This window comes from Nitrospirillum iridis (assembly GCF_014205765.1).
GTDB lineage: Bacteria > Pseudomonadota > Alphaproteobacteria > Azospirillales > Azospirillaceae > Nitrospirillum > Nitrospirillum iridis.
This window is the reverse complement of the sequence record NZ_JACIIZ010000003.1, coordinates 69,018-84,629: the sequence shown is the minus strand read 5'-3', so window position 1 is coordinate 84,629 and position 15,612 is coordinate 69,018. Positions and strand designations below refer to the sequence as shown.

Below are 15,612 nucleotides of genomic sequence, written 5' to 3'. Positions count from 1 at the left end.
GCCCATGGCCCTCTTTCGCAACCTGCTGACCCTGGCGCGCAAGGAACTGGCGGGCCTGCTGCGCGACCACTTCATGCTGTTCTTCGTGCTGTACGCCTTCACCGGCATGATCTACCTGCAGGCCACCGGCATCAGCCACGAACTGCGCAACGCCTCCATCGCCATCGTGGATGAGGATCAGTCGCCGCTGTCGCTGCGCTTCCGCTCCGCCTTCCGTGGGCCCGACTTCCAGGCCCCCGCCCTGATCGGCAAGGCCGCGGTGGACCAGGCGATGGCCGACGCCCGCTACACCTTCGTGCTGGACGTGCCGCCCGACTTCCAGTCCGACCTGTTGGCCGGGCGGGGGGCGGAACTGCAAATCCTGGTGGACGCCACGGCCATGATGCAGGCCGGCATCGGCGCCGCCCAGATCCAGTCGGTGTTGAGCGACGAGGTCACGCGCTTCCTGGCCCGCGACAAGACATCCACCACGCCGGACGCGGTCAGCGCCCAGCTGCGCTTCGCCTTCAACCAGACCTTGGAGACGACACGCTTCACCGGCGTGATGGCCATCCTGTTCAACGTCACCATGCTGTCGGTGTTGCTGACCGGCGCCGCCGTGATCCGGGAGCGCGAGCACGGCACGCTGGAGCATCTGCTGGTCATGCCGGTGCGCCCGCTGGAGATCATGGGCGCCAAGGTGCTGGCCAATGGCTTGGTGGTCCTGGGCATGACCGGGCTGTCCATGGCCGTGATCATCCGCTGGGCGCTGGGCATCCACCTCGCGGGGTCGATACCGCTGTTCATGGCCGGCACCGCCGTCTATCTGTTCTTCTCCACGGCCCTCGGCATTTTCCTGGCCACGGTGGCCCGCTCCATGCCGCAACTGGGCCTGCTGTTCATCCTGATCGTCCTGCCGCTGAACCTGCTGTCCGGCGGCAACACGCCCTTGGAAAGCATGCCGGTGGTGCTGCAGCGGATCATGCAGTTCTCCCCCGCCACCCAGTTCGTCGCCTTCGCCCAAGCCATCCTCTATCGCGGGGCCGACATCACCCTGGTCTGGCGCCCTTTCGCCGCCGTGGCCGGCATGGGCACTCTGTTTTTCTGCCTCAGCCTGTGGCGCTTCCGGCGGCATCTGGCGGCCGTCCGCTGACCCGCCCGTCGGCCTGAAGATGGCCGAGGTAGGCGCAGAACATGTCGGCCATGGCGTCGGCATAGGCGGCGATTTCCCCCGGCGTCCGGGGCCTTTCGGAGAATTCCTTGCCCACGGCGGCCAGCGTCGTCTTCATCAGGTCCCCAGCCAGGGCGCGCGCCGCCCCGGTTGATTGGGGCAGCACCTCCGCCATGAAGGCCGCGACGATCCCATCACCAGCGGCCCTGATCTCTTGGGCCTCGGGCGCGTCGCGGTAGAGAGGGGCCGCAGCGTCAAGCGCCCCTCGCATGGCCGCCTCCTCACATTCCGACCGGACGAAGGCATGGACCAGGGTGCGCAGCCGATCCAGCGGCGGCTGGCGCGTGTCGGCCAGGATGTCGCGCAGCAGGCCGGTGGTCTGGCGCCATTCGTCGCTTTGCAGCCGGAAGAGGATCGCCGCCTTGTTGGGGAAATACTGATACAGCGAGCCCACGCTGACCCCCGCCTTTTCCGCCACCCGCGCGGTGGTGAAGCGCGGCACGCCCTCCGTCGCCAGAACCTGAGCCGCCGCCTCCAGGATGGTGGCGACAAGCCCCGCCGAGCGGGCCTGTTTGGGCTGCTTTCGCGAGGAGATCTGCGGGGGACGACGGTCGGTCACAGGGCGGCCGGGCAATGCGAATAGGGAACACGATGGATTAGTCGTATTTTGAACCGAACGCAAGACCGCGTTCCCGTTCAAGATCGAGGCCCTTCATGAGCACCCTGACCACCGCCCCGTTGGCCGACCTGCTGGATCGCCTGTTCGCGGAGGCCGACGCCACCTCTCCGGCCGCCCTCCCGGCCGCTGCCGCCCTATCGCCAGCGGAGCAGCAGCGCCTGATGCGCAGCAAAACCGACTATCTGGATTTCTACAGCCAGCTGAAGGACATGCCGCTGGCCGTCTCACGCGGGACCGGCGCATTGCTTTACATGCTGGCGCGCGGCGCCGGGGCACGAACGATCGTGGAGTTTGGCACCTCCTTCGCCATCTCCACCCTGCACCTGGCGGCGGCCTTGCGCGACAATGGTGGCGGCCGCCTGATCACGACGGAGTTCGAGCCGTCCAAGGTGGCGCGGGCGCGCGCCAACCTGACGGCCGGCGGCCTGATCGACCTGGTGGAAATCCGCGAGGGGGACGCGCTGAGGACACTGGCCGCCGACCTGCCCGACAACATCGACCTGCTGCTGCTGGACGGTGCCAAGGGGCTCTATCCCGACATCCTGGCCCTGGTGGAAAGCCGCCTGCGGCCCAGCGCCTTCATCGTCGCCGACAACGCCGACCACAGCCCCGACTATCTGGCCCGGGTGCGCGACCCCGCCAGCGGCTATCTATCCATACCTTTCGCGGACGATGTGGAGTTGTCCATGCGTCTCGCCTGAACCGGGATGGACAGGCTGGCGCACGACCCAGGCCCCAGCGTCGCCAACCCGGTCGCCACGGCGACGCCGCCTTGCCCCGACAGGAGCCACGTGCAAGGCGGTTTCGCCGACGTGAGCGGGCCTTAGAACCGGGTGTCCAGCCGGATGTAAACCTGCCGGCCCAGCGCATCCTCCAGGCTGGGCAGGTATCCCGTGAACTTGGCGCCAGGGGGATCGCGGTCGAACAGGTTGACCGCCCCCACGCTGACGCGCACGGCCTCGGTCGCCTGGTAGGCGTACTGAGCGTCCCACACCACCCAGGCGCCCACGGTGGCGGTGGTGGCCGCCCCCAGGTTGACGCCGTAATCATCCGCGACCCCAGAGGTGTAGCGCATGGTCACGGTGGCGGTATGGGGCCCGTGTTCCCAGGTGAGGTAGGTGTTGTCCCGCCACCGCGGCGTCACCGGGGCGAAGTTGTTGGCGTTGCGGTGGCCCACCACCTCATAGACCGGCGTGCCGGGGCTGTTCTGGATCTCATAGCTGTGGATGTAGGCCAGCGTGCTGCGCAAGGTCAGCTGGTGGTCGTCCAGGTCCCAGGTGTAGGAGGCGGTGACGTCGACACCGTCGGTCTTGACCGCACCCGCATTGAAATAGCCGACATTGACGCCCACCAGCGTGCCGCTGGCGTCGCGGATGACCGCCGGTCCGGTGGGATCGGCATTGATCACGGCCTGCGCGTTCTGCAGCGCGATCTTTTTCTTGAAGTCATAGTTCCAGTAATCGACCGACACCTCGCCATGCCGGACGGGTGTCCAGGTGATGCCCAAATCGTAGTTGGTGGAGGTTTCCGGCTGCAGCTTGTTGTTGGGCACGGTGTTGACGTTGCGGAAGGTGCCCTTGTCGCCGGCCACCAGCGGGTCGTAAAGGTTGGAGGTGCCGCTGGTGGCGGCACTGCCCACCGACTGCGCCAGGGCCGGTGCACGGAAGGCCGTGCTGGCCGCCGCCCGCAGGGTCAGTTCCGGCGTGGCGTGCCAGTTGACGCCGATCTTGGGATCCACACTGTCGAAGGGGCCGTAATCCTCATAGCGGATGGCGCTATCGATATAGAGGTCCTTCAGCAGGGGCAGGCCCAGTTCGGCGAAGCCGCTGCCGATCTGGCGGGTGCCGGAGCCCGACACGCCCGGCGGCAGATAGGCGGTGCGGCCGCTGACCCGGAAGGCGTCATAGAGGATGGAACGGTATTCGTTGCGGAACTGGCCGCCCACGGCCAGCGCGCTGGTGCCCCCCGGCAGGTCGAACAGCTTCCCCGTCACCACCCCTTCCGCGATCATGTATTCCGACACGGTGCGCGAGGTGGTGTAGGTGAAGAACTGGTCGATGACCGCCTGGCTGTTGACCTTCTGGTCCTTGCCGAAGGGGCTGAAATAGGAACAGCCGTTGGTCCCGGGGGCGAAGCTGGCGGTACCATTGAAGGATACAGGGCAACCGGCGCCGCCATAACCGTTGACGGCGTTTTGCAGCGATACGAGGTCGGTTTCCTTGACATCGTAGACCTGCTGCTCGCGCGAATAGACGCCGTCCAGCGAATATTCCCAATCCCCCCACAGCTTTCCTTTGCCGCCCAGCACCAGGTGCGTGCCGGTCAGGTTGGTCTTGTCGTCGTCATAGGGGCCGTTCACACCCATGACACGCCCCAGGAAGGTGACCGGCACCCCAAACGGATTGCCCGGGTTGCTGGCGGGCACGACGATGCTGCCCCGGGTGATGGGCGTGCTGGCCACGCCGTAGCGGTCGGAATCCTGGACGTAGTAGCGGCCTTCGAAGAAGATCTGCTGGGTGTCGGTCACGTCATAAGTGCCCGACATGTGGGACAGCACCTGCTTGTAGGCCGGCTGGATGGGGTTCATGGCCTGGTAGCTGAACTGGCACGCGCCCAGCGGGAAGCTGCTGCCCACGAACACGCCGCCGGTGCCGGGCACGTCACAGCTGGGGTCCGCCACCTGCACGTTCTTGGTGGCGGTGGCCGTGGGGCTGGCCCCGCCGGCCACGCGGGCCGCCACCGTGCTGTTGTACAACTGGGTATAGTTGATGGCGCCGTTGACGCCGTTGTCGATGATGACGTCGCCGCCGCCGGCGGTGTGCGGGGCCGCTGACAGGATGAAGTTGCCCGGCTGCGACGTGCCCGACGGGCTGTAGAAATTGGTCACCCGGCGCTGGGAATTCTGCAGGTTCTTCTGGTGTTCGTAACTGAACGAGCCCACGACGTGGAAGCGGTCGCTACCGCCGCCGTACATGCCCTCCGCCAGATATTTCGGCGCGCCGTCGACGAAGGTGTACTGCCCACCGGCGGCCACCCCGTTGAAATGGTCGTCGGTGATGAAGTTCATGACGCCGGCGATGGCGTCGGACCCATATAGCGCCGACGCGCCGTCCAGCACCGTTTCCACCCGCTGGATCTCGATCAGCGGCACCAGGGTGTTCAGGTTGACATAGGGATTCAGGTTGCCGTCGGTGTCGGTGGCGGCGGTGCGGCGACCGTTCAGCAGCACCAGGGTCGAGGACGGCCCCAGGCCACGCAGGTTGGCGGAGCGCGAACCGTGGTTCTCCGGGCCGCCCTTGGACAGGTCCTGCGCGCCACCCATGCTGCCGATGTTGGCCGGCGTCAGGTTGGTCAGCTGGCTGAGATTGCTGACGCCCGAACGGTTGATGGCATCCCGGTCCAGGGTCTGGGTGGGATCGGGAATGTCCGCCTGGCTTTTCACCTTCAAGTAGGTACCGGTGACGACCACCTCGGTAAGGCCATCATCCGTTTGCTCCGCGTCCTTCTGCTGGGCCAACGCCGGAAAAGCGCCGGCGCAGAAAGAAATAAACGCCACGATTGACGCGGTCGACCGCAGATGAGCCCGCAGGCCGGACACGGATAGACTTACGGATTTCATGATTTCCCCTCCCCGTTCGGCGTTTTATGCCGCCCCACGGCAGCATCGCCTTTCTCTATTCATGGGGAGTATTGTGAGATGAGACAGATTTGTAAAATTTGTTTTTTGCATGCATTAATATGGATTTCTTATAAATGCAATTGTCATGACCCCGTGACGACAACCATCCGCCATGGATTGTGATGAATGGGGCCGTATGATAAGGAAATTATATGGATGTCAATCTCAGGCAAATCCGCGCCTTCCTGGCGGTGGTTGGACTTGGCGGCTTCACCCGGGCCGCCTCCGCCCTGAACATTTCCCAGCCCGCCCTCACCATCCGCATCCGCCAGTTGGAGGACCAGATCGGCCTCAAGCTGTTCGACCGCAACACCCGCTCGGTGCAGCTGACGCGCGTGGGTCAGGAACTGCTGCCGGTGTTCCAGCGCCTGATGAGGGATTTCGACAGCGCCATGGCGGACATCCGGGAATTCTCGGAAGAGCCGCGCGGCACCATCCGCGTCGCCGTCCTGCCCAGCTTCGCCGCCGGCCCCCTGCCCGCCCTGATCGCCGATTTCCGCACCCGCAACCCGCGCGTCTCCTTCGTGCTGAAGGATGCGGTGGGCAAACGCGTGCTGGCCATGGTGCGCAATGACGAGGTGGACTTCGGCATCGGCGTGGGCGGCGTGGACGAGCCGGACCTGGACACCATCGAGGTGTGCGAGGACCGCCTGGTTCTGGTCTATCCCCAGGGCCACGCGGCCGGCGACCTGCCGCAGGCCACGGTGCCGGTCATCTCGCAGTTCCCGCTGGTGCTGATGGACAAGGACACCAGCGTGCGCCGCCTGGTGGACGAGGCGTTCGCCGCCGCCGGGTCCATCGCCACCCCGGCCTGCGAGGCCACATACATGTCGACGGCGGTCAGCATGGTGCGCGCCGGTCTGGGCCTGGCCATCCTGCCGGCGTCGGCCATCGAGATCCGGGGCTTCACCGACATCGCCACCCGGCCCATCGACGATGTCGGCTTCGTCCGCCGCATCGTCATCATCAAGCGCCGCGGCAGCTCGCTGCTGCCGGCGGTGGAGGAGTTCACCAAGGCCCTGCTGGCCGCCGTCACCGGATGCCGGCCGGCATCAGGCGGGTGTCTCGATCTCCAGGTCGAGAATGGCGGAGCTAAGGCACTTGCCATGGGCATCCAGGGCCAGTGAGCGGGTGACCCCGCCGCCCAGCGTGCGCGTCAGGACGAAGTTCAGCGCGCCCAGCCCCGGCAGGGCGTAGCGCACCACCTCACCCCGTACCAGGGCGCCCAGGTGGCCGCGCACCCGCTCCACCGTCACCGCCGCCTCCAGCCGGGCGTAGTCCTCCAGCCGGTAGGCGATGACGGAGATGTTGGAAGTGTTGCCCTTGTCCCCCGTGCGGGAGTGGGCGAGTTCGCGCAGCTTCACGACTGAACCTCCATCACATGCACCTGGGGGCTGACCAGATCGCGGGGGATCAGGGTCGAGACCACGGCGATGACCTCCTTGGCGGTCTTGGTGGCGCCGCCGCCGGCGGCCGGGCCATTGGTGTACAGCCCCTCCACCTCGTTGCCGATGCGCTCCGCATCCTTCAGCGTGTGGGTGCGGCCGGCGACGCGTAGGCGGACCTCATAGGGTTCCGGCGCCGCCGCCGACAGCGCCGGCCCGTGGATGGCGTCCACGCCGATCAGGTCCAGCCGCACCTCGCGCAGGGGCAGGCCGATGATGCGCAACCGCTCCGCCACGATATCGCGGGCCAGGCGGGCGCGGGCCAGCGCCCCCGGCCCGGCGTAGGAGATCTGGCCCTCACCGATATAGCCGTCGCTGTGGCCCAGCGACACCTTCAGGCTGGCGGGGCGGGCGCCGCCGCCCGCCCCCGCCAGCCCAACCCGATCGGGCCCAAACTCGGCGATGGTCACGCCGCTGAAATCCGCCGCCACGTCGGGCGTCAGATAGCGGGCGGGGTCATGCACCTCATACAGCAGCTGTTCCCGGCAGGTGGCGCCGGAGATCAGGCCGCCGCTGCCCGCCACTTTGGTGATGGTGGCGGCGCCATCCGCCGTGACCTCGGCGATGGGGAAGCCCAGCCGGGCGAGGTTGGGCACGTCCTTGTAGCCAGGGTCGGCGAAGTAGCCGCCGCTGATCTGGCCCGCGCATTCCATCAGATGGCCAACCAAGGTGCCCTTGCCCAACCGGTCCCAGTCATCGGCCGCCCAGCCGAACTCGTGCATCAGCGGCGCCAGGAACAGGGACGGATCGGCCACCCGGCCGGTGATGACCACGTCGGCCCCATCCCGCAGTGCCCGCAGGATGGGTTCGGCCCCCAGATAGGCGTTGGCCGACACCAGGCTGTCGCCCAGACTGGCCACGGCGGCGCCGGTTTCCTCGATGGTCAAATCCTGGCGGGCGCGCACCACCTCCGTCACGTCGTCGCCGGTGACGACGGCGATGCGCAGGGGTCCCAGGCCGAGGGACCGCGCCACCGCCGCCACGGTCGCGCTGGCGGCGTGCGGGTTGGCGGCACCCATGTTGGTGATGATGGTGATGCCATTGCGGCGGCACGCCGGCAGCACCGCCGCCATGCGATCGGCCAACAATGGATCGAAGCCGGCGGCGGGGTCGCGGCGCTTGGCCAACTGCGCCAACGCGATGGTGCGCTCCGCCAGGCATTCGAAAACCAGATAGCGGATGTCCCCCGCCTCGGCCAATTCCACCGCCGGTTCGATACGGTCACCGGAATAGCCGGCCCCGGTGCCTAGTCTGACGCGTTTCAACGCGGATGCCTCCTGGTCACAAAGACAGGTCGCCGGCCCTCACAGGGTCGGGTTCAAAGGGGCAGCACCCCCAGGACGACCGCCACCACCGTCATCAACAGCGTGGCGCCGAACAGGTAGGGGATGCTGAATTTCTGATGCTCGCCCAGGCCGATGCCGGTCAGCCCGATCACCAGGAAGGTGGCGGGCGTCAGCGGGCTGACGGGAAAGCCGGTGGTCATCTGCCCCAAGACGGCGGCCTGCGCGATGTGCACGGGCTGACCGCCCATGCTGCCATGGACGGAGGCGATGACCGGCAGGACACCGAAATAGAAGGAATCCGGATCGAACAACAGGCTGAGCGGCATGGACAGCACGCCCAGGATCACCGGCAGGTGGCCCGCCATGCCCTGCGGCATGACCGCGACGGCGGCGCCGGCCATGGCCGTCAGCATGCCGCTGCCCTGCATGATGCCGGTGAAGGCGCCGGCGGCCAGCAGGATGCCGGCCATCATCAGCGCCGCCTTGGCATGCGCGTCCACCCGCCGGCGCTGCTCCGCCACGTCGGGGTAGTTCAGGACCAGGGCGGCCACCGTGCCCAGCATGAACATCACCACCGGATCCACCCAGCCACAGACCATCACCGTCATGACGGTGATGGTCAGCGCCAGGTTCACCCAGAACAGACGGGGACGGCGCAGCGCCCGCTCCTCCGCGCTCAGCGGCCGGTCGGCCACGGGCGCGGCGCCGGCTGCATTCATCGCCGGTAGGCCCAGGCGCCGCTCCTCCCGCCGGCCCAGCCACCAGGCGGTGGCGAAGACGAAGACCAGCCCCGCCGCCTGCACCGGCAGCAGCGGCCGGAAAATGTCGGACACCGGCAGGTGCAGGGCGGCGGCGGCGCGGATCATGGGCCCCGTCCAGGGCAGGAAGTTCACACCCGCCGCCAGCGAGGTGACACAGGCCAGGATGCGCCGGTCCATGCCCAGCCGGTCGAACAGCGGCAGCAGGGCCGGGATGGTCACCAGGAAGGTCACGGCGCCCGACCCGTCCAGATGGATCAGCAGCGCCAGGAAGGCCGCGCCCACGGTGATGCGCCAGGGCCGGTGGCCCACCAGGCGCAGGATGCGGCCGATGATGGGGTCCAGCAGGCCGGCGTCGGTGACCACGCCGAAATAGAGGATGGCGAAGACGAACATGCCCGCCACCGGCGCGATGGCCTTGATCCCGTCCAGGATGAAGCGGCTGGTCCCCAGGCCGAAACCACCCAGCAGCGCCGCCGCCACCGGCACGGCGATCAGGGCTACCAGGGGTGATAGGCGGTTGCCGAGGATGGCCAGGAAAAGGACGACGACCGTGCCGAAGCCCAGGAGTGCCAGCATGCCTCGTTCCCCTCCCCACGACGCCCCATCAGCGCCACTTCCACGTGCCCAAGGTGAGGGAGGGAAGGCCGATAAGGGAAATAGATTTGTTCTATATTTATGATAGTTAAACTTAATGAATGCCGGCGGCGGGCACCGCGATCAGGGGCGGGCCGCCAGCGATAATCAAAATCTATCAATCGCATAAAGTTAATCTAATTCCTTCCCGTCCCCGGCCGTGGCATTCCCGATGGACATGATAAGCAAGCGGGCAGCGGGGAGGGAAAGCGATGGGTGTGAAGACCTGGATGGGGGTGGCGGCCGGCGCCCTGATGGCAGCGTGGGCACTGCCCGCCACCACGGCGCATGCCGCCGACTGCGCCGGCCTCACCGGACTTACCCTGCCCGAAGCGCGCATCCTGTCGGCCGACATCGTCCCGGCGGGTCCTTACAAGGCGCCGGACGGCACCGTCACCTTCCCCGATCTGCCGGCCTTCTGCCGCGTGGTGGCGCTGGCGGAAACCAATGTGAAGGTGGAGATGTGGCTGCCCCAGGCGGGGTGGAACGGTCGCCTTCAAGGGGTGGGTAACGGCGGCTTCGCCGGCGCCGTCAGCTATTACACCATGGGGCCGGCGCTTCAGGCCGGCTTCGCCGTGGCCGGCACCGATACCGGCCATGGCCCGGCGGAGGGCAAGCCCGGCACCCGCCTGGACTGGATGCATGACCCGGTGCAGTTGGCCAATTGGGGCCACAACTCCATCCACCGCATGACGGTGGCGGCCAAGGCCATCATCCGCGCCCGCTACGGCACCGGCGCCACCCGCGCCTATTTCGAGGGCTGCTCCACCGGTGGCGCCCAGGCGATGGCGGAGGCGGAGTATTTCCCCGACGACTATGACGGCATCCACGCCGGCGCGCCGGGCATGAACTACACCCGCCTGATGATGAGCTTCCTGTGGAGTTCGCGGGCGACGCTGCTGGACCCCGCCAGCACCCTGCCGCCGGAAAAGCTGACACTGCTGCACCAGGCGGTGCTGGCCGCCTGCGATGCCGCCGATGGCGTCAAGGATGGCGTGGTCGAGGATCCGCGCGCCTGCCACTTCGATCCCGCCGCCCTGCAATGCGCGCCCGGGACCGACACCGCCGCCTGCCTGACACCGCCGCAGGTCACCGCCGTGCAGGCGCTCTATGCCGGTCCGCGCAACCCGCGCACGGGCGAGGCGATCTATCCCGGCCTGGCGCGGGGCAGCGAATGGGGCTGGGACCTGCAGCAGGGCAAGCTGCTGGAGGCCTATGTCATCCCCCTGTTCCAGAACATGGTTTACGACGACCTGACGTGGCGCTGGCAGGGCTTCGATTTCGACCATGACGTGGCGCTGACCGACGGCAAGGTCGGCCCCATCATCACCGCGGTCACGCCGGACCTGTCGGCTTTCCACGCCCGCGGTGGCAAACTGATCATGAGCCAGGGCTGGGCCGACCAGCTGAACGCCCAGACCTACCCCATCGAGTATTACCACGCCGTGGCCGGCACCAAGGACCCGGCCCAGGCGCGGGTGCGGCTGGGCGACTATTTCCGCCTGTTCATGGCACCCGGCATGGGCCACTGCTTCGGTGGCCCGGGCCCCAACCATTTCGACGCCGTCACGGCGCTGCGGACCTGGGTGGAACAGGGCAAGGCACCCGACCGGCTGGTGGCCGCCAAACACGCCGACGACCGCGACCCCACGTCACCTGTGTTGCGCACCAGGCCCCTGTGCCCCTACCCCACCGTGGCCCATTGGACCGGCACAGGCTCCACCGACGAGGCGGCGAACTTCACCTGCCGCTGAGGATGGTCGACAACCGCCGGATCAAGCCCCGTACGGCGCCAGATCGGCCAGGATACGCGCGACGATGGCGTCACGGTGCGGCATGAGGAAGAAGTGGTCGCCCTCATGCAACGCCATGGTGAAGGCGCCATCGGTGACCTGTTCCCAAGCGGCGACATCATCGGCCGGCACCATCGGATCGGACTGGCCGCCGAACGCGGTGACGGGCGCCCGCAGCCGGGTGCCAGGCTGAGGCCGGTACGTCTCCGACAAGGCGAAGTCCGCGCGCAGCAGGGGCAGCAGCATGGCCATCAGGTCGGCATCCTCCAGGATGGCGGCCGGCGTGCCGTTCAAGCGGCGCAGGGCGGCGATGAACAGTGGCGGCGGCAAGTCATGGATGGGCGGCGCCAACCGGGGCCGCCCCGGCGCCTGGCGGCCGGAGACGAACAGGTGACCGGGTCCCCCGCCCCCAGCTTCCAGCCGTCGGGCGGCCTCATAGGCGATGGTCGCCCCCATGGAATGACCGAAAAAGGCGTACGGCCGGTCCAACGCCGGCGCCAATCCCGCCAGCAGGGGATCAAGCAGATCCTCCAGCCGGCTGTGAGCGACTTCGCGCAGCCGGCTTTCCCGCCCCGGCAGCAGGACGGCGCTGGCCTGCACCCTCGGCGGCAACGCCGTCGCCCAGGGCCGGTAGGCGGCCGAGCCGCCACCGGCGAAGGGGAAGAAGAACAGCCGGACGCTGGCCCGTGGCGCCGTGTTCAGGTCGGCGATCCAGCGCGGCGTCATCGCCAGGCGTAGTTGAAGCTGAGGGAAAGGCGTTCCTCATCCGCGCGGTTCAGCGCCACCTCATGCCGCAGCCAGCTTTCCCACATCAGCAAGGTGCCGGCCCGCGGCGTCAGGCTGATGGTCGGTTGCACGGCACGGTCAGCCTTCGCCTTGCGCGGTGGGGCGGCCATCATGAAGGGCAGACGCGGATCCTCGAACTTGAGGACCGAGGCGCCCGGTGGCACCCGAACATAATACGTGCCACTGATCACACTGTTGGGATGGATGTGGGAGCCGTGGAAGCCGCCCGGATCCAGGACATTGATCCACAGCGAATCCAATTCCAGCTTGCGGGCGCCCAGGTCCCATTCCTGCACCTTGGCGAAGGCCTTGGCGTGACGGTCCAGCTGGGCCTTCAGCTTCTTCAGGATGGGGAAACGCCAAATCAGATCGTCCAGCGAAGCGTAGCTGGTATAACCGGTGTAACCGTGCTTGTCCGACCAACGCTGTCCCGCCCCGTCATCCTCCGCCGCCGTCAGGCAGCAGGCCGCCATCTCCTCGTTAAGGGGCAGCATGTCGTCCAGTTCCGCCCGGTACAGCCGGGTGGCGAACAGGGTCTCGATCTGGGGGGCGCTGGCCGGAGGGGGTGTCTGGTCGGTCATGCCCTGGGCTTTAACGCGGGTGCCGCCAACGCGTCAACGACGGCGTAAGTCCCCGGCGCCAGGTCTCCCCCCGGGCAAAGGCTGGCGCCATGCCGGAAGCGTTTGAGCGATCACGGCTTCAGGAATGGACACATTCGGGAAATCAATGGGCGGCATGCCATGCCCTTGGGTATAAAGGGAACCCCCGGGGCCGCTTTCCCGTTTTGCTTTCCCTCACCCATCCCCTTGGCCCGGCGGCCTGTTTCAACGACAAGACCAGCCCGATCACCCAACTCCCCGGCAGGGGGACGAGGGTCGCGGCCGGCGCCCCACTGGAGTGATCCATGCAGTTGGCCCCCAACGCCGTCGCCCCGGACGTTCCCAGGAACGCCCCCCATCACGGCATCGGCTTCACCGAATTCGTCCTCATGGTCTCTTCCATGATGGCGATGAACGCGCTTGGCACCGATTCCATGCTGCCCGCCCTGGGCGAAATCGGCCGCTCGCTGGGCGTGACGGAGGAGACGCGCTGGCAATGGATCGTCACCGCCTTTCTGCTGGGATTCGGCGGGGCGCAGATCATCTACGGCCCCATCTCCGACCGTTTCGGCCGGCGGCCCGTACTGCTGTGGGGTATCGCCTTCTATGCCCTGGGCAACCTGGCGGCGGCGCTGGCCCCCAGTTTCGGGCTGCTGCTGGCGGCCCGCGTGGCCCAAGGCGTGGCCGTGGCCTCCACCCGCATCGTCGTCGTCTCGGTGGTTCGGGATTGCTACGGCGGGCGGCAGATGGCGCGGGTCATGTCGCTGGCCTTCATCATCCTGCTGGCCGTGCCCATCCTGGCGCCCAGCCTGGGACAGCTGATCATGCTGGTGGCCCCCTGGCACGCCATCTTCGCCTGCCTGGCGGTCTATGCCCTGCTGGTGCTGGTCTGGCTATGGCGCCGCCTGCCGGAAACGCTGCACCCGGAATACCGCCGGCCGATTAACGTGAAGAGCATCCTGGCCGCCGCCCGCCAGACGGTGACGGAGCGGCAGGCGGTGGGCTACATGCTGGCGCAGACCCTGATGATGAGCGCCGTGTTCGCCTACATCAACAGCCTGCCGCCCATCTTTGACACCGTGTTCAAGGCGCCGGCCCTGTTCCCGCTGATCTTCGCCCTGACCGGCATGGCGCTGGCTGTATCCGCCCTGCTGAACGCGCGCCTGGTCATCCGGGTGGGAACGCGGCGGATGTCGCACACCGCCTTGCTGGGCTTCATCGTGTTCGCCGGCATCCACACGGCGGTGGCCCGGCACGGCGAGGAGTTGGTGACCTTCACCACGCTGCAGGCGCTGACCATGTTCTGCTTCGGCCTGGCGGCAAGCAACTTCGGCGCCATGGCCATGGAACCGCTGGGCGCCATCGCCGGCACCGCGGCCTCCGTCCAGGGCTTCATCAGCACCGTGGTGGGCGCCCTCGTCGGCTTTGTCATCAGCCAGCATTTCGACGGCACCACCCTGCCCCTGATCGGTGGCTTCCTGGGTTGCGGTATTGGCGCCCTGGTCATCGTTCTGATAACGGAACGATTTCGCCTGTTCCGGCCCCACATGGGCAAGTAGGCGAAAGGGCGCCGGCCCGACGGGAGCCGGCGCCCTTTCCCGTCCCCGCATCAGCCGACGGAGCAGCCGAAGGTCTCCGCCACCCAGTCGGCGATATAGTCGCGCGAGATGGTGCCGTTGTCGGCGCCGCAATGCTCCACCTCGAAATCCGTGGCGCGGAACACATGCAGGTGGCGGTTGGGGCTGTTCACCGCCTGGTCGTAGGACTGGTGGGCGTATTCCAGCGGGATCTGGCGATCCCCCTCGCCATGGGTGACCAGGAAGGGCACCCGGATCTTCTCCACCACGCCGTCCAGGCACATGGCGGGCGCCCACGCCATGAAGCTGTCGATGTCCGGCTTGCCGAACACCCACATGACATGGTCCCAGTAGTGGGGCACGGGGTTCTCCCCCTCCCGCTGGCGGCGGCGCTTCTGCATTTCGCCCCAGTTGTGGTTGGCCCCCATGACGGCGCACAGCGCGAAGCGCGGTTCCATCGCCGCCGCCCGCGGGGCGTAGTAGCCGCCCAGCGACAGGCCGAACATGCCGATGCGCCGCGGGTCGACGTCATCCCGGGTCAGCAGATACTCCAGCGCCGCCGAGGCCCACCGCTCACTGTCGTGGACACCAGGCAAGCCCCGCAGGCGCAGCGCCTCGCCCGTGCCGGGCTGATCGATCAGCAGGGTGGACACGCCGCGCTTCAGGAAGGCCTGGGCGTTGCCGGCGTAGTAGATCTGCTCCTTCATGCTGTCCAGGCCGTTGCAGCTGACCAGGCAGGGCGCCGGGCGGCCGTCAGGCCCCGGGGGGGCCTTGATGAAGAGGCCCGTGTAGCTGGCGCCCTCGTAGGGGATTTCCACGAATTCGCAATTCTCGCGGCCCAGCCGGACGCGCTTGGCGAACAGGTCCAGGCCCTTGCGGTACGCCTGCTTGCGCGGGGCGTGGTCGCGGGCCTGCATACGCTCCGCCGTCAGGTAGTAGGTGGAGGCGCGGCCGTACTTCTCCGCCGCCGACAGCAGGCGGCCGGCGGCCTCGTCCGCCTCGGCGTTTTTTTCCACCTGCTGGGCCACGGCCAGCCAGCTGTCGAAAAAGCGGGCGGTGCCGGCGTCCTCCCCCCGCGCCGCCGCCTCCCGGATGGGGCGGCAGGCGGCGTCGATCTCACCGATATTGCCGCCGCACATCAGCGCCAGGTTGGTGGACAGGTTCCAGACGTAGTTTCCGGGAAACGGCTCATACATTCTTGTTCATCCTCAAAGGCCGGGCGCC

Annotated in this window: 13 protein-coding genes; 5 read left to right on the top strand and 8 right to left on the bottom strand. The window is 67.6% G+C overall.

Annotated elements, in window-relative coordinates; translation table 11 throughout:
• Positions 1-4 precede the first annotated feature (4 nt).
• On the top strand, positions 5-1,132 hold the full coding sequence (locus tag FHS74_RS05805) for an ABC transporter permease (protein WP_184798427.1): 1,128 nt from the start codon (positions 5-7) through the stop codon (positions 1,130-1,132).
• Here the strand turns inward: FHS74_RS05805 and FHS74_RS05800 are convergent.
• The gene (locus tag FHS74_RS05800) at positions 1,089-1,769 is read right to left on the bottom strand and encodes a TetR family transcriptional regulator (RefSeq protein ID WP_184798425.1); all 681 of its coding nucleotides are present in this window, start codon (positions 1,767-1,769) and stop codon (positions 1,089-1,091) included. The genes FHS74_RS05805 and FHS74_RS05800 overlap by 44 nt on opposite strands.
• A 95-nt stretch (positions 1,770-1,864) precedes the next feature.
• Between FHS74_RS05800 and FHS74_RS05795 the strand changes: the two genes are divergently transcribed.
• On the top strand, positions 1,865-2,530 hold the full coding sequence (locus FHS74_RS05795; protein ID WP_184798423.1) for an O-methyltransferase: 666 nt from the start codon (positions 1,865-1,867) through the stop codon (positions 2,528-2,530).
• A 122-nt stretch (positions 2,531-2,652) separates the two neighbouring features.
• Here the strand turns inward: FHS74_RS05795 and FHS74_RS05790 are convergent, their stop codons facing one another.
• A complete protein-coding gene (locus FHS74_RS05790) occupies positions 2,653-5,448 on the bottom strand; it encodes a TonB-dependent receptor plug domain-containing protein (protein WP_184798421.1) in 2,796 nt (931 codons plus the stop codon).
• A 212-nt stretch (positions 5,449-5,660) separates the two neighbouring features.
• On the opposite strand from FHS74_RS05790, the gene FHS74_RS05785 reads away from it, so the two are divergent.
• Entirely contained in the window at positions 5,661-6,635 is a 975-nt protein-coding gene (locus tag FHS74_RS05785; RefSeq protein WP_184798419.1) for a LysR family transcriptional regulator, read from the top strand.
• Here the strand turns inward: FHS74_RS05785 and FHS74_RS05780 are convergent.
• Genes FHS74_RS05780 through FHS74_RS05770 form a run of 3 tightly spaced genes read right to left on the bottom strand, consistent with a single transcriptional unit; the run spans position 6,561 to position 9,576 of the window.
• Positions 6,561-6,872, bottom strand: a complete 312-nt coding sequence (locus tag FHS74_RS05780) for an AtuA-related protein (protein ID WP_184798417.1) — start codon at positions 6,870-6,872, stop codon at positions 6,561-6,563. The genes FHS74_RS05785 and FHS74_RS05780 overlap by 75 nt on opposite strands.
• Complete coding sequence (locus FHS74_RS05775) at positions 6,869-8,218, bottom strand: acyclic terpene utilization AtuA family protein (protein ID WP_184798415.1); 1,350 nt, start codon at positions 8,216-8,218, stop codon at positions 6,869-6,871. The genes FHS74_RS05780 and FHS74_RS05775 overlap by 4 nt, the downstream gene beginning before the upstream one ends.
• A gap of 53 nt (positions 8,219-8,271) precedes the next feature.
• Positions 8,272-9,576: a CitMHS family transporter gene (locus tag FHS74_RS05770; protein WP_184798413.1), complete on the bottom strand. Its 1,305-nt coding sequence runs from the start codon at positions 9,574-9,576 to the stop codon at positions 8,272-8,274.
• Between the two features lie 269 nt (positions 9,577-9,845).
• Here FHS74_RS05770 and FHS74_RS05765 point away from each other — a divergent pair, with 269 nt between their 5' ends.
• Complete coding sequence (locus FHS74_RS05765; RefSeq protein WP_184798411.1) at positions 9,846-11,387, top strand: tannase/feruloyl esterase family alpha/beta hydrolase; 1,542 nt, start codon at positions 9,846-9,848, stop codon at positions 11,385-11,387.
• A 21-nt stretch (positions 11,388-11,408) separates the two neighbouring features.
• Here FHS74_RS05765 and FHS74_RS05760 read toward each other — a convergent pair whose 3' ends face one another.
• Both FHS74_RS05760 and FHS74_RS05755 read right to left on the bottom strand, forming a co-directional pair.
• Positions 11,409-12,152, bottom strand: coding sequence for a thioesterase II family protein (locus FHS74_RS05760; protein WP_184798409.1), 744 nt, complete (start codon positions 12,150-12,152; stop codon positions 11,409-11,411).
• Positions 12,149-12,793 carry a TIGR02466 family protein gene (locus FHS74_RS05755; protein ID WP_184798408.1) on the bottom strand — a complete coding sequence of 215 codons (645 nt, stop codon included), beginning with the start codon at positions 12,791-12,793 and terminating at the stop codon, positions 12,149-12,151. The genes FHS74_RS05760 and FHS74_RS05755 overlap by 4 nt, the downstream gene beginning before the upstream one ends.
• A 323-nt stretch (positions 12,794-13,116) precedes the next feature.
• On the opposite strand from FHS74_RS05755, the gene FHS74_RS05750 reads away from it, so the two are divergent.
• Positions 13,117-14,370 (top strand): multidrug effflux MFS transporter, encoded by a 1,254-nt coding sequence (locus FHS74_RS05750; protein WP_184798406.1) that lies wholly within the window; start codon positions 13,117-13,119, stop codon positions 14,368-14,370.
• 50 nt (positions 14,371-14,420) lie between these two features.
• On the opposite strand, the gene FHS74_RS05745 is transcribed toward FHS74_RS05750, so the two are convergent.
• Positions 14,421-15,584: an alpha/beta hydrolase family protein gene (locus FHS74_RS05745; RefSeq protein ID WP_184798404.1), complete on the bottom strand. Its 1,164-nt coding sequence runs from the start codon at positions 15,582-15,584 to the stop codon at positions 14,421-14,423.
• Between the last annotated feature and the right edge of the window lie 28 nt (positions 15,585-15,612).

Bases quoted from the DNA above. Each gene is read 5' to 3' on its own strand.
- FHS74_RS05765 (WP_184798411.1), top strand. From the start codon at position 9,846: ATGGGTGTGAAGACCTGGATGGGGGTGGCGGCCGGCGCCCTGATGGCA.
- FHS74_RS05760 (WP_184798409.1), bottom strand. From the start codon at position 12,152: ATGACGCCGCGCTGGATCGCCGACCTGAACACGGCGCCACGGGCCAGC.
- FHS74_RS05795 (WP_184798423.1), top strand. From the start codon at position 1,865: ATGAGCACCCTGACCACCGCCCCGTTGGCCGACCTGCTGGATCGCCTG.
- FHS74_RS05770 (WP_184798413.1), bottom strand. From the start codon at position 9,576: ATGCTGGCACTCCTGGGCTTCGGCACGGTCGTCGTCCTTTTCCTGGCC.
- FHS74_RS05805 (WP_184798427.1), top strand. From the start codon at position 5: ATGGCCCTCTTTCGCAACCTGCTGACCCTGGCGCGCAAGGAACTGGCG.
- FHS74_RS05745 (WP_184798404.1), bottom strand. From the start codon at position 15,584: ATGTATGAGCCGTTTCCCGGAAACTACGTCTGGAACCTGTCCACCAAC.
- FHS74_RS05750 (WP_184798406.1), top strand. From the start codon at position 13,117: ATGCAGTTGGCCCCCAACGCCGTCGCCCCGGACGTTCCCAGGAACGCC.
- FHS74_RS05785 (WP_184798419.1), top strand. From the start codon at position 5,661: ATGGATGTCAATCTCAGGCAAATCCGCGCCTTCCTGGCGGTGGTTGGA.
- FHS74_RS05755 (WP_184798408.1), bottom strand. From the start codon at position 12,793: ATGACCGACCAGACACCCCCTCCGGCCAGCGCCCCCCAGATCGAGACC.
- FHS74_RS05790 (WP_184798421.1), bottom strand. From the start codon at position 5,448: ATGAAATCCGTAAGTCTATCCGTGTCCGGCCTGCGGGCTCATCTGCGG.